Annotated in this window: 8 protein-coding genes and 3 pseudogenes; 4 read left to right on the forward strand and 7 right to left on the reverse strand. The window is 73.7% G+C overall.

Features of this window, described 5'->3' with window-relative positions; translation table 11 throughout:
- Positions 1–12: 12 nt before the first annotated feature.
- From IF651_RS09235 to IF651_RS09245, 3 genes are all read left to right on the forward strand, one after another.
- Complete coding sequence (locus IF651_RS09235) at positions 13–879, forward strand: glutamate ABC transporter substrate-binding protein (RefSeq protein ID WP_191828817.1); 867 nt, start codon at positions 13–15, stop codon at positions 877–879.
- A gap of 119 nt (positions 880–998) precedes the next feature.
- Positions 999–1,688 (forward strand): ABC transporter permease subunit, encoded by a 690-nt coding sequence (locus IF651_RS09240; protein ID WP_191828818.1) that lies wholly within the window; start codon positions 999–1,001, stop codon positions 1,686–1,688.
- On the forward strand, positions 1,685–2,581 hold the full coding sequence (locus tag IF651_RS09245) for an amino acid ABC transporter permease (protein ID WP_191828819.1): 897 nt from the start codon (positions 1,685–1,687) through the stop codon (positions 2,579–2,581). The genes IF651_RS09240 and IF651_RS09245 overlap by 4 nt, the downstream gene beginning before the upstream one ends.
- 7 nt (positions 2,582–2,588) lie before the next feature.
- Here the strand turns inward: IF651_RS09245 and IF651_RS17710 are convergent, their stop codons facing one another.
- The 7 genes and pseudogenes from IF651_RS17710 to IF651_RS09270 all read right to left on the reverse strand — a co-directional run bounded on the left by IF651_RS17710 (position 2,589) and on the right by IF651_RS09270 (position 9,226).
- Complete coding sequence (locus tag IF651_RS17710; RefSeq protein ID WP_191828925.1) at positions 2,589–3,212, reverse strand: RecX family transcriptional regulator; 624 nt, start codon at positions 3,210–3,212, stop codon at positions 2,589–2,591.
- Positions 3,209–3,739 (reverse strand): annotated as a pseudogene (locus IF651_RS18005) (recombinase RecA family protein); the annotation flags it as partial. The pseudogene IF651_RS18005 and the gene IF651_RS17710, both read right to left, overlap by 4 nt.
- Positions 3,740–3,766: 27 nt before the next feature.
- Positions 3,767–4,534 (reverse strand): annotated as a pseudogene (locus tag IF651_RS18355) (LAGLIDADG endonuclease); the annotation flags it as partial.
- Between the two features lie 60 nt (positions 4,535–4,594).
- Positions 4,595–5,446: pseudogene (gene recA / locus IF651_RS18015) on the reverse strand (recombinase RecA); the annotation flags it as partial.
- Between the two features lie 284 nt (positions 5,447–5,730).
- Positions 5,731–6,585: an MBL fold metallo-hydrolase gene (locus IF651_RS09260; RefSeq protein ID WP_191828821.1), complete on the reverse strand. Its 855-nt coding sequence runs from the start codon at positions 6,583–6,585 to the stop codon at positions 5,731–5,733.
- Entirely contained in the window at positions 6,582–8,798 is a 2,217-nt protein-coding gene (locus IF651_RS09265; protein ID WP_191828822.1) for an alkaline phosphatase family protein, read from the reverse strand. The genes IF651_RS09260 and IF651_RS09265 overlap by 4 nt, the downstream gene beginning before the upstream one ends.
- Positions 8,799–8,992: 194 nt before the next feature.
- Positions 8,993–9,226 carry a DUF3046 domain-containing protein gene (locus IF651_RS09270; RefSeq protein ID WP_191828823.1) on the reverse strand — a complete coding sequence of 78 codons (234 nt, stop codon included), beginning with the start codon at positions 9,224–9,226 and terminating at the stop codon, positions 8,993–8,995.
- Positions 9,227–9,359: 133 nt separating this feature from the next.
- On the opposite strand from IF651_RS09270, the gene IF651_RS09275 reads away from it, so the two are divergent.
- Complete coding sequence (locus tag IF651_RS09275) at positions 9,360–14,405, forward strand: DEAD/DEAH box helicase (protein ID WP_191828824.1); 5,046 nt, start codon at positions 9,360–9,362, stop codon at positions 14,403–14,405.
- Positions 14,406–14,418 lie beyond the last annotated feature (13 nt).

Consider the following 14,418-nt stretch of genomic DNA (forward strand, 5'->3'; position numbering starts at 1 on the left):
AGGGCAAGAACGATGCGTACACGACACGCAGGGGCGACCGTCCTCGCCGCACTGACCGCGCTCACGCTCGCCGCATGCGGCGGCGGAGACGTCGGCGGCGGCGCCGACGACGACACGGCATCCGACGGCGGCGGCGGCGGCGGCGGTGACTCCATCACCATCGGCATCAAGTTCGACCAGCCCGGGCTCGGCTACCAGGACGGGGACACCTACACGGGGTTCGACGTCGACGTCGCGACGTACGTCGCCGACAAGCTCGGCTACTCCGCGGACCAGATCGACTGGGTCGAGTCCCCGTCCGCGCAGCGCGAGACCATGCTGCAGACCGGCCAGGCGGACATGATCTTCGCGACCTACTCCATCACGGACGAGCGCAAGGAGACCGTCGCGTTCGCCGGGCCGTACTTCGTCGCCGGCCAGGACCTGCTGGTCGCCGAGGACAACACCGACATCACCGGCCCGGAGGCGCTCGAGGGCAAGAACCTGTGCTCGGTCACCGGTTCGACGTCGGCCCAGCGCATCAAGGACGAGTACTCCGAGGGCGTCGAGCTCGTCGAGCGCCCGGGGTACGCGGAGTGCGTCACCGCGCTCGTCGCCGGCCAGGTCGACGCCGTCACGACCGACGACATCATCCTCGCGGGCCTCGCGGCGCAGCCGTCGAACAAGGGCAAGGTGAAGGTGGTCGGTGCGCCCTTCTCGACCGAGCGCTACGGGGTCGGCCTGTCGCAGGACAACGACATGTGCGAGGACGTCAACTCCGCGATCGAAGAGATGATCGAGGACGGCTCCTGGGAAGAAGCGGTGACGACGAACACCGACGGCACCGGGTACACGCCGAACTCGAGCGAGAACCCGCCGACGGTCGACGCCTGCGCCTGATCTCCGGCCCGGGAGGAGCGGCGCGGCCGGCGCGCCGCTCCTCCCGGCCTTCCGTCGGGGCCCGTGCACCACGCTGACCGGGTCGACCGCACGACACACCTCCCGAAGGATGCCTGCCCGTGGGTGACTACCTGTCCCAGATCTCCACGCTCTTCTCCGAGTACGACGTGCTCGGGGCGTTCTGGGTGAACATCCAGCTGACGTTCTGGGCGGCGATCCTCTCGCTGATCCTCGGCACGTTCCTCGCCCTCATGCGCATCTCCCCGATCCCGAGCCTGCGCTGGGCGGGGACCACCTACGTGAACCTCGTCCGCAACACCCCGCTGACGGTGATCATGACGTTCATGGTCCTCGCGGTGTGGACCCAGCTCCAGATCAGCCTGGCGGACAACTTCGAGCAGAACTTCTTCCGTCTGGCTGTGGTGGGCCTCACCGTCTACCACGCGGCGTTCGTGTGCGAGTCGATCCGCTCGGGCGTCAACACCGTGCCGCTCGGACAGGCCGAGGCGGCGCGCGCGATCGGGCTCTCGTTCGTGCCCGCCGCGCGCCTGGTCATCCTCCCGCAGGCGTTCCGAGGTGCGGTCGCTCCGCTCGGCAACACGCTCATCGCGCTGCTCAAGAACTCGACGGTCGCCGCCGCGGCGAGCGTCACCAACGAGACCTCGAGCCTCATGCGGAACATGATCGAGTTCAACTCGAGCGAGATCTACTCGATCTTCTTCATCTTCGCGATCGGGTACGTGATCCTCGTGATCCCGATCGGCCTGCTCACCACCTCACTCTCCAACCGTCTGGCGGTGCGCCGATGAGCTCGCAACACTCCGTCCTCTTCGACGCACCCGGCCCCCGCGCCCGACGACGCATCGTCGTCGGGAACATCGTGGGCGCCCTGTTCGTCGCCGGCGTCGCCGCATTCGTGCTGGTCGTGCTCGGGCAGAAGGGCCAGCTCTCCTGGGACCTGTGGGGACCGATCTTCACGGCGAGCGCGTGGGAGAACTATTACCTTCCCGGGCTGCAGAACACCTTGCGCGCCGCCGGCTTCGCGATCGTGGGCGCCGTCGTCTTCGGGCTCGTGTTCGGGTCGGGACGCCTCGCCCGCTCGCGCACCGTGCGCTGGATCAGCGGCGTGATCGTCGAGTTCTTCCGCGCCGTCCCCGTGCTGCTGCTGATGATCTTCTTCTGGTTGCTGCTGGGCTTCAACTTCAAGCAGGTGGAGGAGCCGTCCTTCGTCGCGGTGGTGCTCGCCCTCGTCCTGTACAACGGATCGGTGATCGCGGAGCTCGTGCGCTCGGGCGTGGGCAACCTCCCGCGCGGGCAGGCCGAGGCGGGGCTCGCGATCGGACTCACCGGTGGCCAGACCCTCCGGTCCGTCCAGCTCCCCCAGGCGCTGATCGCGATGCTTCCCTCACTGGTCTCCCAGCTCGTCGTCGTCCTCAAGGACACCGCGCTCGGTCAGCTCATCGTGTACAACGAGCTGCTGCGGGCCGCGCAGATCTTCGGCAACGGGAACAGCAACAACCTGCAGACGCTCACGGTCGCCGCGATCGTCTTCATCGTCATCAACTGGCTCCTGACGCGCGTCGCCTCATGGCTCTCCCGGTTCCTGAGCGGGCGCACGGCGGGTGCGACGGCGACGGGACCCGGCATCGGAGACCCCACGGCGACCGGTCCCGGTGCGGTGGCGGGCGCGGGCGCACGCTGACCGACGTTCAGGAGTCGAGCTCTCCTGTCACGGCCTCGTCGTCGAGGAGCTGCTTGACGACCTCGAACGCTCGCCCCGGCGAGTGGCCCTTGCGAGCGAGCGCACCGACCACCCGACGCACGCGCACGTCCCGGTCGAGCCCGACCGTTCGTGCGAGGCGTCTGCGGGCGATCTCTCTTGCGGCGTCGGCCTCCGAGTCGTCGTCGACCTGCTCGAGCGCGACCGACGACGTCTCCACGTCGACCCCGCGGCGGCGCAGCTCCTGGGAGATGGCGCGCCGGGCGAGCCCGCGCTCGCTGTGCCGCGTCCGGACGAGCATCTCCGCGTAGGCGGCGTCGTCGATCAGACCGACCTCCTCGAGCCGGTCGAGCAACGGCAGGACGACGTGTTCCGGGTAGCCCTTGCGGGCGAGCGACTGCGCGAGCTCGGAGCGGCTCTTGGGCGCCGCGGTCAGGGTGCGCAGGACCGCCTCTCGCGCGCGCTCGCCCAGCTCTGCGTCCGTGAACTCACCGTCGGCGATGCGTTCCGCCAGGGACGGGCGCGAGCGCCGCGCGGGCTTGCGACCCGCGCGGCGCTCGTCGTCCTGCGTGCCGTCCTGCTCGTCGACGGAGTCGTAGTCCTCGCCGATCAGAACGGCGCCTTCTTCCCGCGTGCGGCGGGGGTCTTGGCACCCGTGCCCTTGGCCGCGGTTGCCGCGATCGCGTCGACCGGTGGCACGCCGTCGACACCCCCGGCGACCGGCGCGCCCGCGGTCTGGTCGGCCGGCGCATCCAGCTGTGCGCCGACGCCCAGCTTCTCCTTGATGCGCTTCTCGAGCTCGTTCGCCAGGTCCGGGTTGTCACGCAGGAACGAGCGGGCGTTCTCCTTGCCCTGACCGAGCTGGTCCCCGGCGTAGGTGAACCAGGACCCGGACTTGCGGACGAACCCGTGCTCGACGCCCATGTCGATGAGGCCACCCTCGCGCGAGATCCCGACGCCGTACAGGATGTCGAACTCCGCCTGCTTGAACGGCGGCGCCATCTTGTTCTTGACGACCTTGACGCGCGTCCGGTTGCCGACCGCGTCGGTCCCCTCCTTGAGCGTCTCGATGCGGCGGATGTCGAGACGGACGGACGCGTAGAACTTCAGCGCCTTGCCACCCGTGGTCGTCTCGGGGCTGTTGTGCACCATGACACCGTCGACGAAGTAGTTGTGGTTACCCTCGACCTCGATGTCGAAGCGATGCATCGATCGGGTCGTCGGCTTGACATGGACGTCCAGCACACGGGACGGCACCGGGACGGTCCGGGGCGCCACGAACTCGGGCACCACGTCGGTCGCGCCCTGGAATCGCGGGAGCATCTTGTACTGCATCGAGGGATGCACGTAGGGCGCGATGATCTCCTGAAAGCGCGCGGTACCTGCCGTGGTGAGCTGCAGGACGTTCTGCTGCCTGGCTCCCCGGAGCCGGACCGAGGACTCGACGCCGTGCGTGTCCCGCAGGTACTCGACAAGACGCTCACGCGAGCCCTCACTCATCGCGTCGACGCAGATCTCCGCACGACCGCTACCACCCGCGGTCCGCTGCTGCAGACCCTTCGAACGCATCTGGAAGGACGCATCGTCCATGTACCAGACCGCGAGCGCGAGCGGAGTCAGTGCCTTGAGGTAGTCCCACGTGAGGTGCTTCTTGCCCCCGCCGAAGTACACGACCTCGCGCAGCTCGGACAGTTCCGGGAGAGGCGTGAGGTCGACGTGGACCGCGCCGTTCGGCCGTACCGTCCGCGACTGCGGGATGTTGCCGAGCATCGATGCTTTCCAGTCGACGTACTCGACCTGCTTCGCACCGTGCCCCATGCGGTACCGCACACCGCGCCGACCGCGGGTGTCGGGCGCCAGGTGCCCGTCACCCATGAGGCCACCGAGAATCGTCTGCCACTGCTGGTCGGACAGCCGCACCTGCTCCGCGACCATGACCCTGTCGCCCGCGATGATCTCGCCCGCCTCGCGCCAGCCGCCGGGTGTGCGGATCAGGTGGTTCTCCGTCGCGGCGAACTGTGCGCGGCCGTTGGCGCCCGACTTCTCGACGGTGAACTGCAGGAAGCGTTCGGCCGGCCCGTTGTCGAACCAGCTCACGATCTTGCGCGGCACGGTCTCGCCCGTGTCCGGGTCGTACGACATCACCTCGACCGGCATCTTCTGGTTGACGATCTTGCCGATCTTCTCCGTCGTCCCGTCGGCGAGGACGACCCTCGTCGAGTAGCTGAAGCACCCGAAGAACACGCCGATCTTCTCGCGGAGCTGGTTGATGAAGATCGCGGTGGTGCCGGACGTGCTGAGTGCACCGGTGATCTTGCGCAGCGCCTGCGACATGAGGCGGGCCTGGAGGCCGACGTGGCTGTCGCCCATCTCGCCCTCGATCTCGGCCTTCGGCACGAGTGCCGCGACCGAGTCGATGACGATGATGTCGAGCGCACCCGAGCGGATCAGCATGTCCATGATCTCGAGCGCCTGCTCCCCCGTGTCCGGCTGGGAGACGAGCAGCGCCTCGGTGTCGACGCCGAGCTTCTTGGCGTACTCCGGGTCCAGCGCGTGCTCCGCGTCGATGAACGCCGCGATGCCGCCGGCCCGCTGCGCGCTCGCGACGGCGTGCAGCGCGACGGTCGTCTTGCCGGACGACTCGGGACCGTACACCTCGACGACGCGCCCGCGAGGCAGACCGCCGATGCCGAGGGCGATGTCGAGCGCGATGGAGCCGGTCGGGATCACGTCGACGGGCGCACGGCCCTCGTCGCCGAGCCGCATGACGGAACCCTTGCCGAAGTTCCGGTCGATCTGGGCGAGGGCTGCCTCTAGCGCCTTCTCGCGGTCTGCGGGTGCAGGCATGTCGGTCACCTTCGTGGACGGGGCGCCGGTGTGTGCCGTCGCCGTGCTTCGGAGGTCGGGGCGCACGCTCCGACCGGTTTTCAAGGTCTGCCGTTCTGACGTCGTGCCGACACTACGGGTGGCCACCGACACGCTCTGCCCGCAGCCACGGACCTGTGGACGACCGGTCGCCCCCGGGCACGGCCCGAGACCGCCGTCGACCACCTGTGCACAACTCTAGACGAACACCTGTTCGATCCACGACATGCTCGCGCGTGTCGCGCAGGATCCGGGCGCACGAACGCTCACGACGTCGTCCAGGACTCGCCGGGACGCAGCACCACCGCCCGCGTGCCCGGTGCCTCGCGCCGCACCGCCGCCGCGAACGCGGCTCCCGCGCGGTCCATCCAGCCGCGAGGCACGTGCCGACCGCCCGGCGCGTGGAGCGTGCCCCAGTGGACCGGGATCGCGACCCGGACCCCGACGTCGGCGCAGACGCGCGCGGCCTCGACCGGGCCGAGGTGCCCGCCGGACAGCCGCGGTCCCCACCCCGAGACGGGGACGAGCGCGACGTCGACCGGCCCGCCGGCCAGCTCCGCGAGGCCTCCCATCCCGGCGAAGCGCTCGGTGTCGCCCACCGCCCACACCGTCGTCCGGTCCGTGCCGCCCGCCCCGGCGCGCACACGCACCAGGTGCCCGTTCGTCGCGTTGGGCCGGTGCGGCATGGGTCGGTGCCCGTGCACGGCGGGTACGAGGCGCACCTCGACGAGCGGACGCCGGCCGTCGGCGCCGAGCGCGTGCCACGCGTCGTCGAGCGCGACGCCGCGCACGCCCCGGCCGCGCAACCAGCGCGCGTTCGCCGGAGCGGTCAGCACGGGCACGTCGCCCAGCAGGCGCAGCGAACCCAGCTCGGCGTGGTCGTGGTGCAGGTGCGACAGCAGCACGACGTCGCTGCCGCGCCACGCCTCCTCCGGCGGACGCGCGCCCCGACGACGCAGCAGCCCGGCGTGCCGGTGCAGCAGCGGGTCGGTGAGCACCCGTGCCGCCCGCCCGCCGCCCACGGAGACGACGTCGACGACGACGGTCGAGTGGCCGAGCCACGTGACTCTCAGGCCCGCCGCGGCAGCCCCGGACGAAACACCCGACGCACCCGCGGTCATGTGCTCGTCCAGCGGTCGGCGCCGCGCCCGCTCCGCACACCCAGGTCGACGAGCCAGGCGACGAGACGACGGTGCACGGCCTCGGCACCGACGAGCATCGGCTCGCCGTCGACGTCCTCGCGCTCGCCGTCGGGCACCGCGAGCGCCGCGGGACGCACGAGCACGGCCTCGTTCTGCGCCCCGCCGAGCCCGCCGTGCGAGCCGACGAGCCCCTCGAACGCGTGCACCATGCCGACCTCGTCGACGGCCGAGACCAGGACGAGGTCGCCCGCGTCCTCCAGCCGCGCGACGCGCAGGAGGTCCGCGGCGGCACGCGAGCCGTAGGCCGCGAGCGGGTCCTGGCCGACGACCTCGCCGGTCGTGAGGTCGCGTCGCCCGCTCGGCCCGTGCGCGACGACGGATCGCCCTCCCGGGTCGCCGTCCCGGTCCTCGTGCACGACCACGACGCCGACGGCAGGGTTCGCGAGCAGACCGGGGACGAGCCCCGGCCAGCGCGTGCGCACGGTGCGCCCGTCGACGCGCGCGGGCTCGCGGGGGAACCAGACCATGCCGAGGTTCCCGGAGCCGACCACCGCGACCTCCGGGAGCTCGGGCGGCTCGGTGGGCTCGGGCGGGCCGCCGGCCCCTGGCCGATCCGGTCTCCCGGTCCGACCTCGCGGGTCGGGGCTCCGGCCCCGCTCGACCCGCTCGGTGCGGTCGGGGCCGACGAACATCCGCCCCGCGCCGGCGCGGGAGTCCTCGTGCCGCAGCGCGTGCAGCGCCGTGTTGGTCGGGCCCCACTCCTCGCTGTCGGGTGCGGCCGCCCGACGCCGGACCGCACCCCGCGTCGTCGGGCCCGGGTCCCGGACCGCCATGAGGCGACGCACCTCGTCGAGGAACGACCGGCCCACGACCTGCTCGAAGGTCGCGCCGAGCGACTGCCCGTGATCGGAGAGGACGACGATCTCGTAGTCGCGCGGTGCGGCCGCGACCACCTGCTCCCACAGCCCCAGGACACGGTCGAGGCCCTCGAGCGCACGCAGCGACTCGGGGCGCAGCGGCCCCGCGTGGTGCGCGATCTCGTCGTAGTCCACGAGGTCGACGCACACGACGGGTGCGCCCCGCACGAGCTGCTCGGCGACGAGCGTGGTGTTGAGGTCGCGCAGGACAACGTTCGTCAGCGCGCGCAGGACGGGGTACCAGCCGAGGCGCGACACCCGCGGCTCGACGGCGCGAGCGGCCTGCTGCCAGCCCTGGAACAGCTCCTTGCACCACTCCCCCGCGGTGACGAGCAGCGCCCGCACCAGCACGAACGGGCTCGCGAAGAAGTGCACGAACAGCTGTCCCGGCCCGACGCCGGACGTCGCGCGGCTCATGACGAGCAGGTTCGTCGCGGCGTCGCCCGAGAACATCGTGGACACCGCGACGCCGTCGTCCGCGAGGAGCCCCCTGCCGTCGCTCGTGCGGGCCTCGACGTCCGCCGCGTCCACGGGCCGGTTCGTGACCACGAGGCGACCCTGCGCGCGCGACCACCACCGGAACGCGGGGACGTGCTCCGTCGAGCCGTGGAGCAGCCCCACGGTGCTCGCGGGCGTCGTCGCCGGCACGCGCGCCCACCAGGACTCCAGGTGGTGGCTCCCCGACGCCAGCCATCGGGCGAGCGTCGGCGCGAGACCGGCCTGCAGAGCGTGGTCGAGCGTGGGCCGCGAGACGCCGTCGAGCAGCACGACGAGCAGACCGGCGGGCCGGGCGCGTCCGGCGGGCGACGGCGCCCTGCTCGCGTCCCGGTGCGCGCGGCGCCGTGCGCGTCGCAGCAGCGCACCCACCACGTACTCGTCGTCGCTCGCGCCGACGAGCCAACGACCGACCGCCATGACGAGCGCGGCGACGACGAGCACCGCGAGCGCGTCCGTCCACGAGTCGCTGTCCACGCCGGGCAGGTAGGTCAGCGCGAGCCAGGCGACGAGCACCTGTGCACCCAGCCCGGACAGCAGCGCGCCGACGACGCCGGACCGCCCCGCGAGGACGCGCAGCAGCGGGCGCAGCAGCACGTCCCCGAGCGCGACCACGGCGGCGACCAGGACGACCGCCCACACGGTGCGCACCGTCACGCCGGGGACGAGCGCGATCGCGACGCCGAGCCCGGCAGCCGTGACGACGAGCGACCAGAGCGCACCGCGGACGTCTCGGGCGCGCACGTGCGTCGGCCGGAGGCGTGGGCCGGGCTGCGTCATGCGCCCATGATGCGCGGGCCGGGGCCCCGCCGCGCGGGCAGGTCGGCGGGGCGCGGTGGCGCGTGCGGGCGGGTGCGGGCGGGTGCGGGCCCTGGGTGTGCCGGCGCGTGGGCGGGGACGTCGAGGGGGCGTGCACGGCAGGTCGGCGCGCCGGTGCGCGGCGGGTCGCGCACGGAGGGCCGTGCGTCGTCGGGTCAGCGCGCCGGAGGCGCCTGCCGGCGGTCGTCGAGCCCCCAGCGTCGGGGCTCCGGCACGTCGAGGGCGTCGCACAGCGCATGCCAGACGACGCGTGGCTCGACCCCGTCCTCGAGGGCCTGGGCGGCCGTCCGCTCCCCGAGCGGCGTGAGCACCTGCTCGCGCACGTAGGCACGCCCGAGCGCAGGCCCGAACACCTCGTCGACCAGGTCGGTGAACTCGCGATACCGCACGCCCCACCTTCCCACGCCGCACACCCGCGCCTGCACGCGCACCCACGGTGCGCGCGCGGGCCGTGCCCGGGCGGACGGGGCACGCCGAGCGGGTGGGTGGGCGGGTGTGGGTGGGCGCGGTGAGAATGGCACCGTGAACCCAGCCGCTCCCGGGGCCGACGCCGTCGGCACCGATCCGCTCGCGCGCTTCACCGCGTCCGCGCGCGGGTGGTTCACCGGGGCGTTCGAGGCGCCCACCCCGGCGCAGGCCGGGGCGTGGGAGGCCGTGGCGAGCGACCAGCACGCGCTGGTCGTCGCGCCCACCGGGTCGGGCAAGACGCTCGCCGCGTTCCTGTGGTCGCTCGACCGGATCATGTCCGGACCACCGCCCGAGCGCGAGCACCGGTGCCGGGTCGTGTACGTCTCGCCGCTCAAGGCCCTCGCGGCCGACGTCGAGCGCAACCTGCGCTCGCCGCTCGCGGGCATCCGGCAGGCGGCGGTCCGGCTCGGGCTCGACGTGCCCGACGTCGTCGTCGGCACCCGTACCGGCGACACGCCCGCGAACGAGCGCCGGCGCCTCGCGACGCACCCGCCCGACATCCTCATCACGACCCCCGAGTCGCTGTTCCTCGTCCTGACGTCGGCGGCCCGCGCAGGCCTCGCCGGCGTCGAGACCGTGATCCTCGACGAGATCCACGCGGTCGCGGGGACCAAGCGCGGCGCGCACCTCGCGGTCTCGCTCGAACGCCTCGACGCACTCCTCGAGGCCGGCGAGCGACCGCCCGCGCAGCGCGTGGGGCTGTCGGCCACGGTCCGCCCGGTCGAGGCGGTCGCGTCGTTCCTCGGCGGCCGGCGCACGCCGGCGGAGCGCGGCCGGGAGGTCGTGGTCGTGCAGCCGCCCAGCGGCAAGCGCATCGAGGTCGACGTCGTCGTGCCCGTCCCGGACCTCTCCGACCTGACCGTGCCGGGCGACCGCGCCGTGCCGGCCGGCACCACGGCGTCGGCGGGGGCGAGTGGTGCGCTGCCGGAGCTCGTCCCGCTCCCCCCGGGAGAGCCGGACCTGACCGGGCCGGCGACGTCGCGGCGTGGTGCCTCGACGGGTGGCGACCGGGCCCCACGACCCTCCGTCTGGCCGCACGTCGAGGAGCGCGTGGTCGACCTCGTCGCCGCGCACCGCTCGACGCTCGTGTTCACCAACTCCCGCCGGGGGGCGGAGCGGCTCACGGCGCGCATGAACGAGCTGTGGGCCGAGCGCGCCGGCGCCGACGTGCTCGACCCCGGCACGGTCACCGCCGCCCAGGTCCAGGCGCAGTCGGGAGCGAGCTCAGGGATCGAGCCCGTGATCGCCCGCGCCCACCACGGTTCGATGAGCCGGACGGAACGCACCCGCACGGAGACCGAGCTCAAGGACGGACGGCTCCCCGCCGTGGTCGCGACGTCCAGCCTCGAGCTCGGGATCGACATGGGTGCGGTGGACCTCGTGGTCCAGGTCGGCTCGCCGCCGTCCGTCGCATCGGGCCTGCAGCGCATCGGGCGCGCCGGGCACCAGGTGGGTGCGGTGTCGCACGGCGTCGTGTTCCCGACGCACCGGGGCGATCTCGTGCCGGCGGCCGTCGTCGCGGAGCGGATGCGCACCGGCGGCATCGAGGCGCTGCACGTCACGTCCAACCCGCTCGACGTCCTCGCGCAGCAGATCGTGGCGATGGTCGCGGTCGACGAGTGGACGGTCGACGACCTCGCGACCCTGGTGCGCCGCAGCGCGCCCTTCGCCCACCTCGGCGACGCGTCGCTGCACGCGGTGCTGGACATGCTGGCCGGCCGCTACCCGAGCGAGGACTTCGGCGAGCTGCGCGCCCGCATCGTGTGGGACCGCGCCTCGGGCCGGCTCACCGGCCGACCCGGCGCGCTGCGCCTGGCCGCGACGAGCGGCGGCACCATCCCCGATCGCGGGCTGTACGGGGTCTTCCTCGCGACCGGCGCCTCCACCCCCGACCCGGGTGCGCCCGACGACGCGACCGATCCCCGGCCCCGGGGCCGGGCACCGCGAGGCGGCAAGCGCGTCGGCGAGCTGGACGAGGAGATGGTCTACGAGTCCCGCGTGGGAGACACCTTCACGCTGGGCTCGAGCACGTGGCGCATCGAGGACATCACGACCGACCAGGTGCTCGTCACGCCCGCTCCTGGCATCCCCGGGCGGCTGCCGTTCTGGAAGGGCGACTCCCCCGGCCGGCCGGCCGAGCTGGGACGCGCGCTCGGAGCCTGGGTGCGCGAGACCGACGCGCTCGTCGCGCGCGACCCCGACCTGGCGCGCGAGCGGCTGGCAGACGTCGGCCTGGACGCGTGGGCGGCGGACAACCTGGTCGCCTACCTCGACGAGCAACGCACCGCGACGGGCCGCGTGCCGGACGACCGGACGGTCGTCGTCGAACGGTTCCGCGACGAGCTCGGGGACTGGCGGGTCGTCGTGCACTCGCCGTACGGCGCGAAGGTGCACGCACCGTGGGCGCTCGTGCTGGCAGCGCGACTGCGGGAGCGCTACGGCGTGGACGCCGCGGCGATGCACGCGGACGACGGGATCGTGCTCCGCCTGCCGGACACGGGCGAGTCGTGGCTCGACGACCCGCCCGAGGGCGGCGCGACCGCCGACGGTCGCAGCGGGCACGGTGGGCGCCTCGATGCGCCGGTCGCGGCGGAGGACCTCCTGCTCGACCCGGACGAGGTGCTCGCCGTGGTGCGCGCCGAGCTCGGCGGCTCGGTCATGTTCGCGTCCCGGTTCCGCGAGGCGGCGGCCCGCGCGCTGCTCCTGCCCCGACGCCGGCCCGACCGGCGACAGCCCCTGTGGCAGCAGCGCCAGCGCTCGGCGCAGCTGCTGTCGGTGGCGTCGCAGTACCCGGAGTTCCCGATCGTGCTCGAGGCGGCGCGCGAGTGCCTCCAGGACGACTTCGACGTGGACGCGCTGACGGAGCTCATGCGTGACCTGGCGGCAGGTCGCGTCCGCCTGGTCGAGGTCACCACGCCGACGCCCTCCCCGTTCGCGCAGTCGTTGCTGTTCGGGTACACCGCCCAGTTCCTGTACGACGGCGACGCACCCCTGGCGGAACGCCGGGCCGCAGCGCTCTCGCTCGACCCGACGCTGCTCGCCGAGCTCCTCGGGGGAGACGGCGTGGCCGGGCAGCTCGCGGACCTCCTGGACCCCGCGGCGATCGAGCGCACCGAGTCCGAGCTCGGCGCGCTCGCGCCCGAGCGACGGGCCCGGCACGCGGAGGACCTGTGGGACCTGCTGCGCCGCCTCGGCCCCCTCACACGCGCCGAGCTCGACGACCGCACGCGCGAGGACGTGCGCGGGTCGGTCGGAGCATGGCTGACCGAGCTCGAGTCGGCACGGCGCGTGATCACGGTCCGCCTCGCGGGCGTGGCCGACGAGCGTGCGCGGCAGTGGGCGGTCGTCGAGGACGCGGGCCGGCTGCGCGACGCGCTGGGCGTCGCCCTGCCGGTCGGCATCCCCGAAGTGTTCACCGAGCCCGTGCCCGACCCGCTGGGCGACCTCGCGCGTCGCCACGCCCGCACGCACGGGCCCTTCACGGCGCAGGATCTCGCGGAGCGGCTCGGGCTGGGCGTGGCAGTGGTCCGCGCGGCCCTCGAACGCCTCGAGTCGGTGCGACGGGTCGTGCGCGGCCGGCTGCGTCCCGAGTCGCTCGGCGGGACCGGGGACGACTGGTGCGACGCGGAGGTCCTGCGGGTCCTGCGCCGACGGTCGCTCGCCGCCCTGCGAGCAGAGGTCGAGCCCGTCCCGGCCGAGGCGCTGGGGGTGTTCCTCCCCCGCTGGCAGTCCGTGGGCGCGCTCCGCGGCACCGACGGGGTGCTGCGCGTCGTCGAGCAGCTCTCCGGCGCGGCCGTCCCGGCGTCGGCCCTCGAGACGCTCGTGCTGCCCGCGCGTGTGACCGACTACACCCCGACGATGCTCGACGAGCTGACCACCACCGGCGAGGTGGTGTGGAGCGGCCACGCGGCGCTGCCCGGGTCGGGCGGCGGTGACGGGCTCGTGAGCCTCCATCTCGCCGAGTGGGCCCCGCTGACGCTCGCGGACGAGCAGACCGTGCCTGACGGCGGGCTGCACGGGGCGCTGCTCGAGCTGCTGCGCGGCACGGGCGCCTTCTTCCTGCCCGCTCTCGCGCAGGACGTCGGCGCCGACGTCGGGCCGACCCTGGACGCGCTGTGGGACCTCGTGTGGTCGGGGCACGTGACGAACGACGGGTACGGCGCGCTGCGGTCCCGGTTGGGTGCTGCGGGAGGCACGCACCGCGCCCCGCGCGCACCGGGCCGGGCGCGCCCGATGGGTCGGGCACGCTTCGCCGGGCTGCGGCCGGCGCTCGAGGCGGCCGCGGCGGACGGGGCGACGGCCGACGGGCGGCCGACGTCGACGACGCGGAGCACGTTGCGCGGCGGGGGCGGCCGGTGGTCGGCGCTCCCGGCACGCGAACCGGACCCGACGCGACGCGCCCACGCGCTCGCGCGCGTGCTGCTCGACCGGCACGGCGTGCTCACACGCGCGGTCGCACCGGCCGAGGGCGTCGCCGGGTCATTCCGGAACGTCTACCGCGTGCTGACCGAGCTCGAGGCGACCGGCGCCGCACGGCGCGGCTACTTCGCCGAACACCTGGGCGGCTCGCAGTTCGCTCTCCCCGGAGCGGTCGACCAGCTCCGCACCGACGCCCAGGACCGCGACCGGGCACTCGAACGGATGGACCACGACACGGCGTCGCGCAACCCGGTCGGACCGGTCCGGGGCACGCGGCCCGGGACGCTCGTGCTCGCAGCGACCGATCCCGCGAACCCTTACGGTGCCGCGCTGGCCTGGCCCGTGCGCCCGGTCCCCGGCGACGACCGCGCACGCGGTCACCGCCCCGGGCGCAAGGCGGGCGCCGTCGTCGTCCTCAGCGAGGGCGACCTCGCGCTGTACGTCGAGCGGGGCGGTCGGACCGTGCTCTCGTTCGTCGAGGGCCCGCGCCTGGTGGAGGCAGGCGCTGCCCTCGCGGCCGCCGTCCGGGGCGGGCGGTTGGGAAAGGTCGTCGTCCAGCGGATCGACGGCGTCGAGGCGCTCGCCGCTGCGGGCTCTACGGCGACGTCCGCGGATCTCGCGGGTCGTGCCCTGCTCGACGCCGGGTTCCGACCGACGCCGCGCGGGCTACGGATCGCGTGACGGCCCGGGGCCG

This window comes from Cellulosimicrobium arenosum (assembly GCF_014837295.1).
GTDB classification, from domain to species: domain Bacteria; phylum Actinomycetota; class Actinomycetes; order Actinomycetales; family Cellulomonadaceae; genus Cellulosimicrobium; species Cellulosimicrobium arenosum.

What these genes read in the sequence shown, in the direction of transcription:
- IF651_RS09245 (WP_191828819.1), top strand. Translation starts at nt 1,685, where the DNA reads ATGAGCTCGCAACACTCCGTCCTCTTCGACGCACCCGGCCCCCGCGCC.
- IF651_RS09235 (WP_191828817.1), top strand. Translation starts at nt 13, where the DNA reads ATGCGTACACGACACGCAGGGGCGACCGTCCTCGCCGCACTGACCGCG.
- IF651_RS09265 (WP_191828822.1), bottom strand. Translation starts at nt 8,798, where the DNA reads ATGACGCAGCCCGGCCCACGCCTCCGGCCGACGCACGTGCGCGCCCGA.
- IF651_RS09260 (WP_191828821.1), bottom strand. Translation starts at nt 6,585, where the DNA reads ATGACCGCGGGTGCGTCGGGTGTTTCGTCCGGGGCTGCCGCGGCGGGC.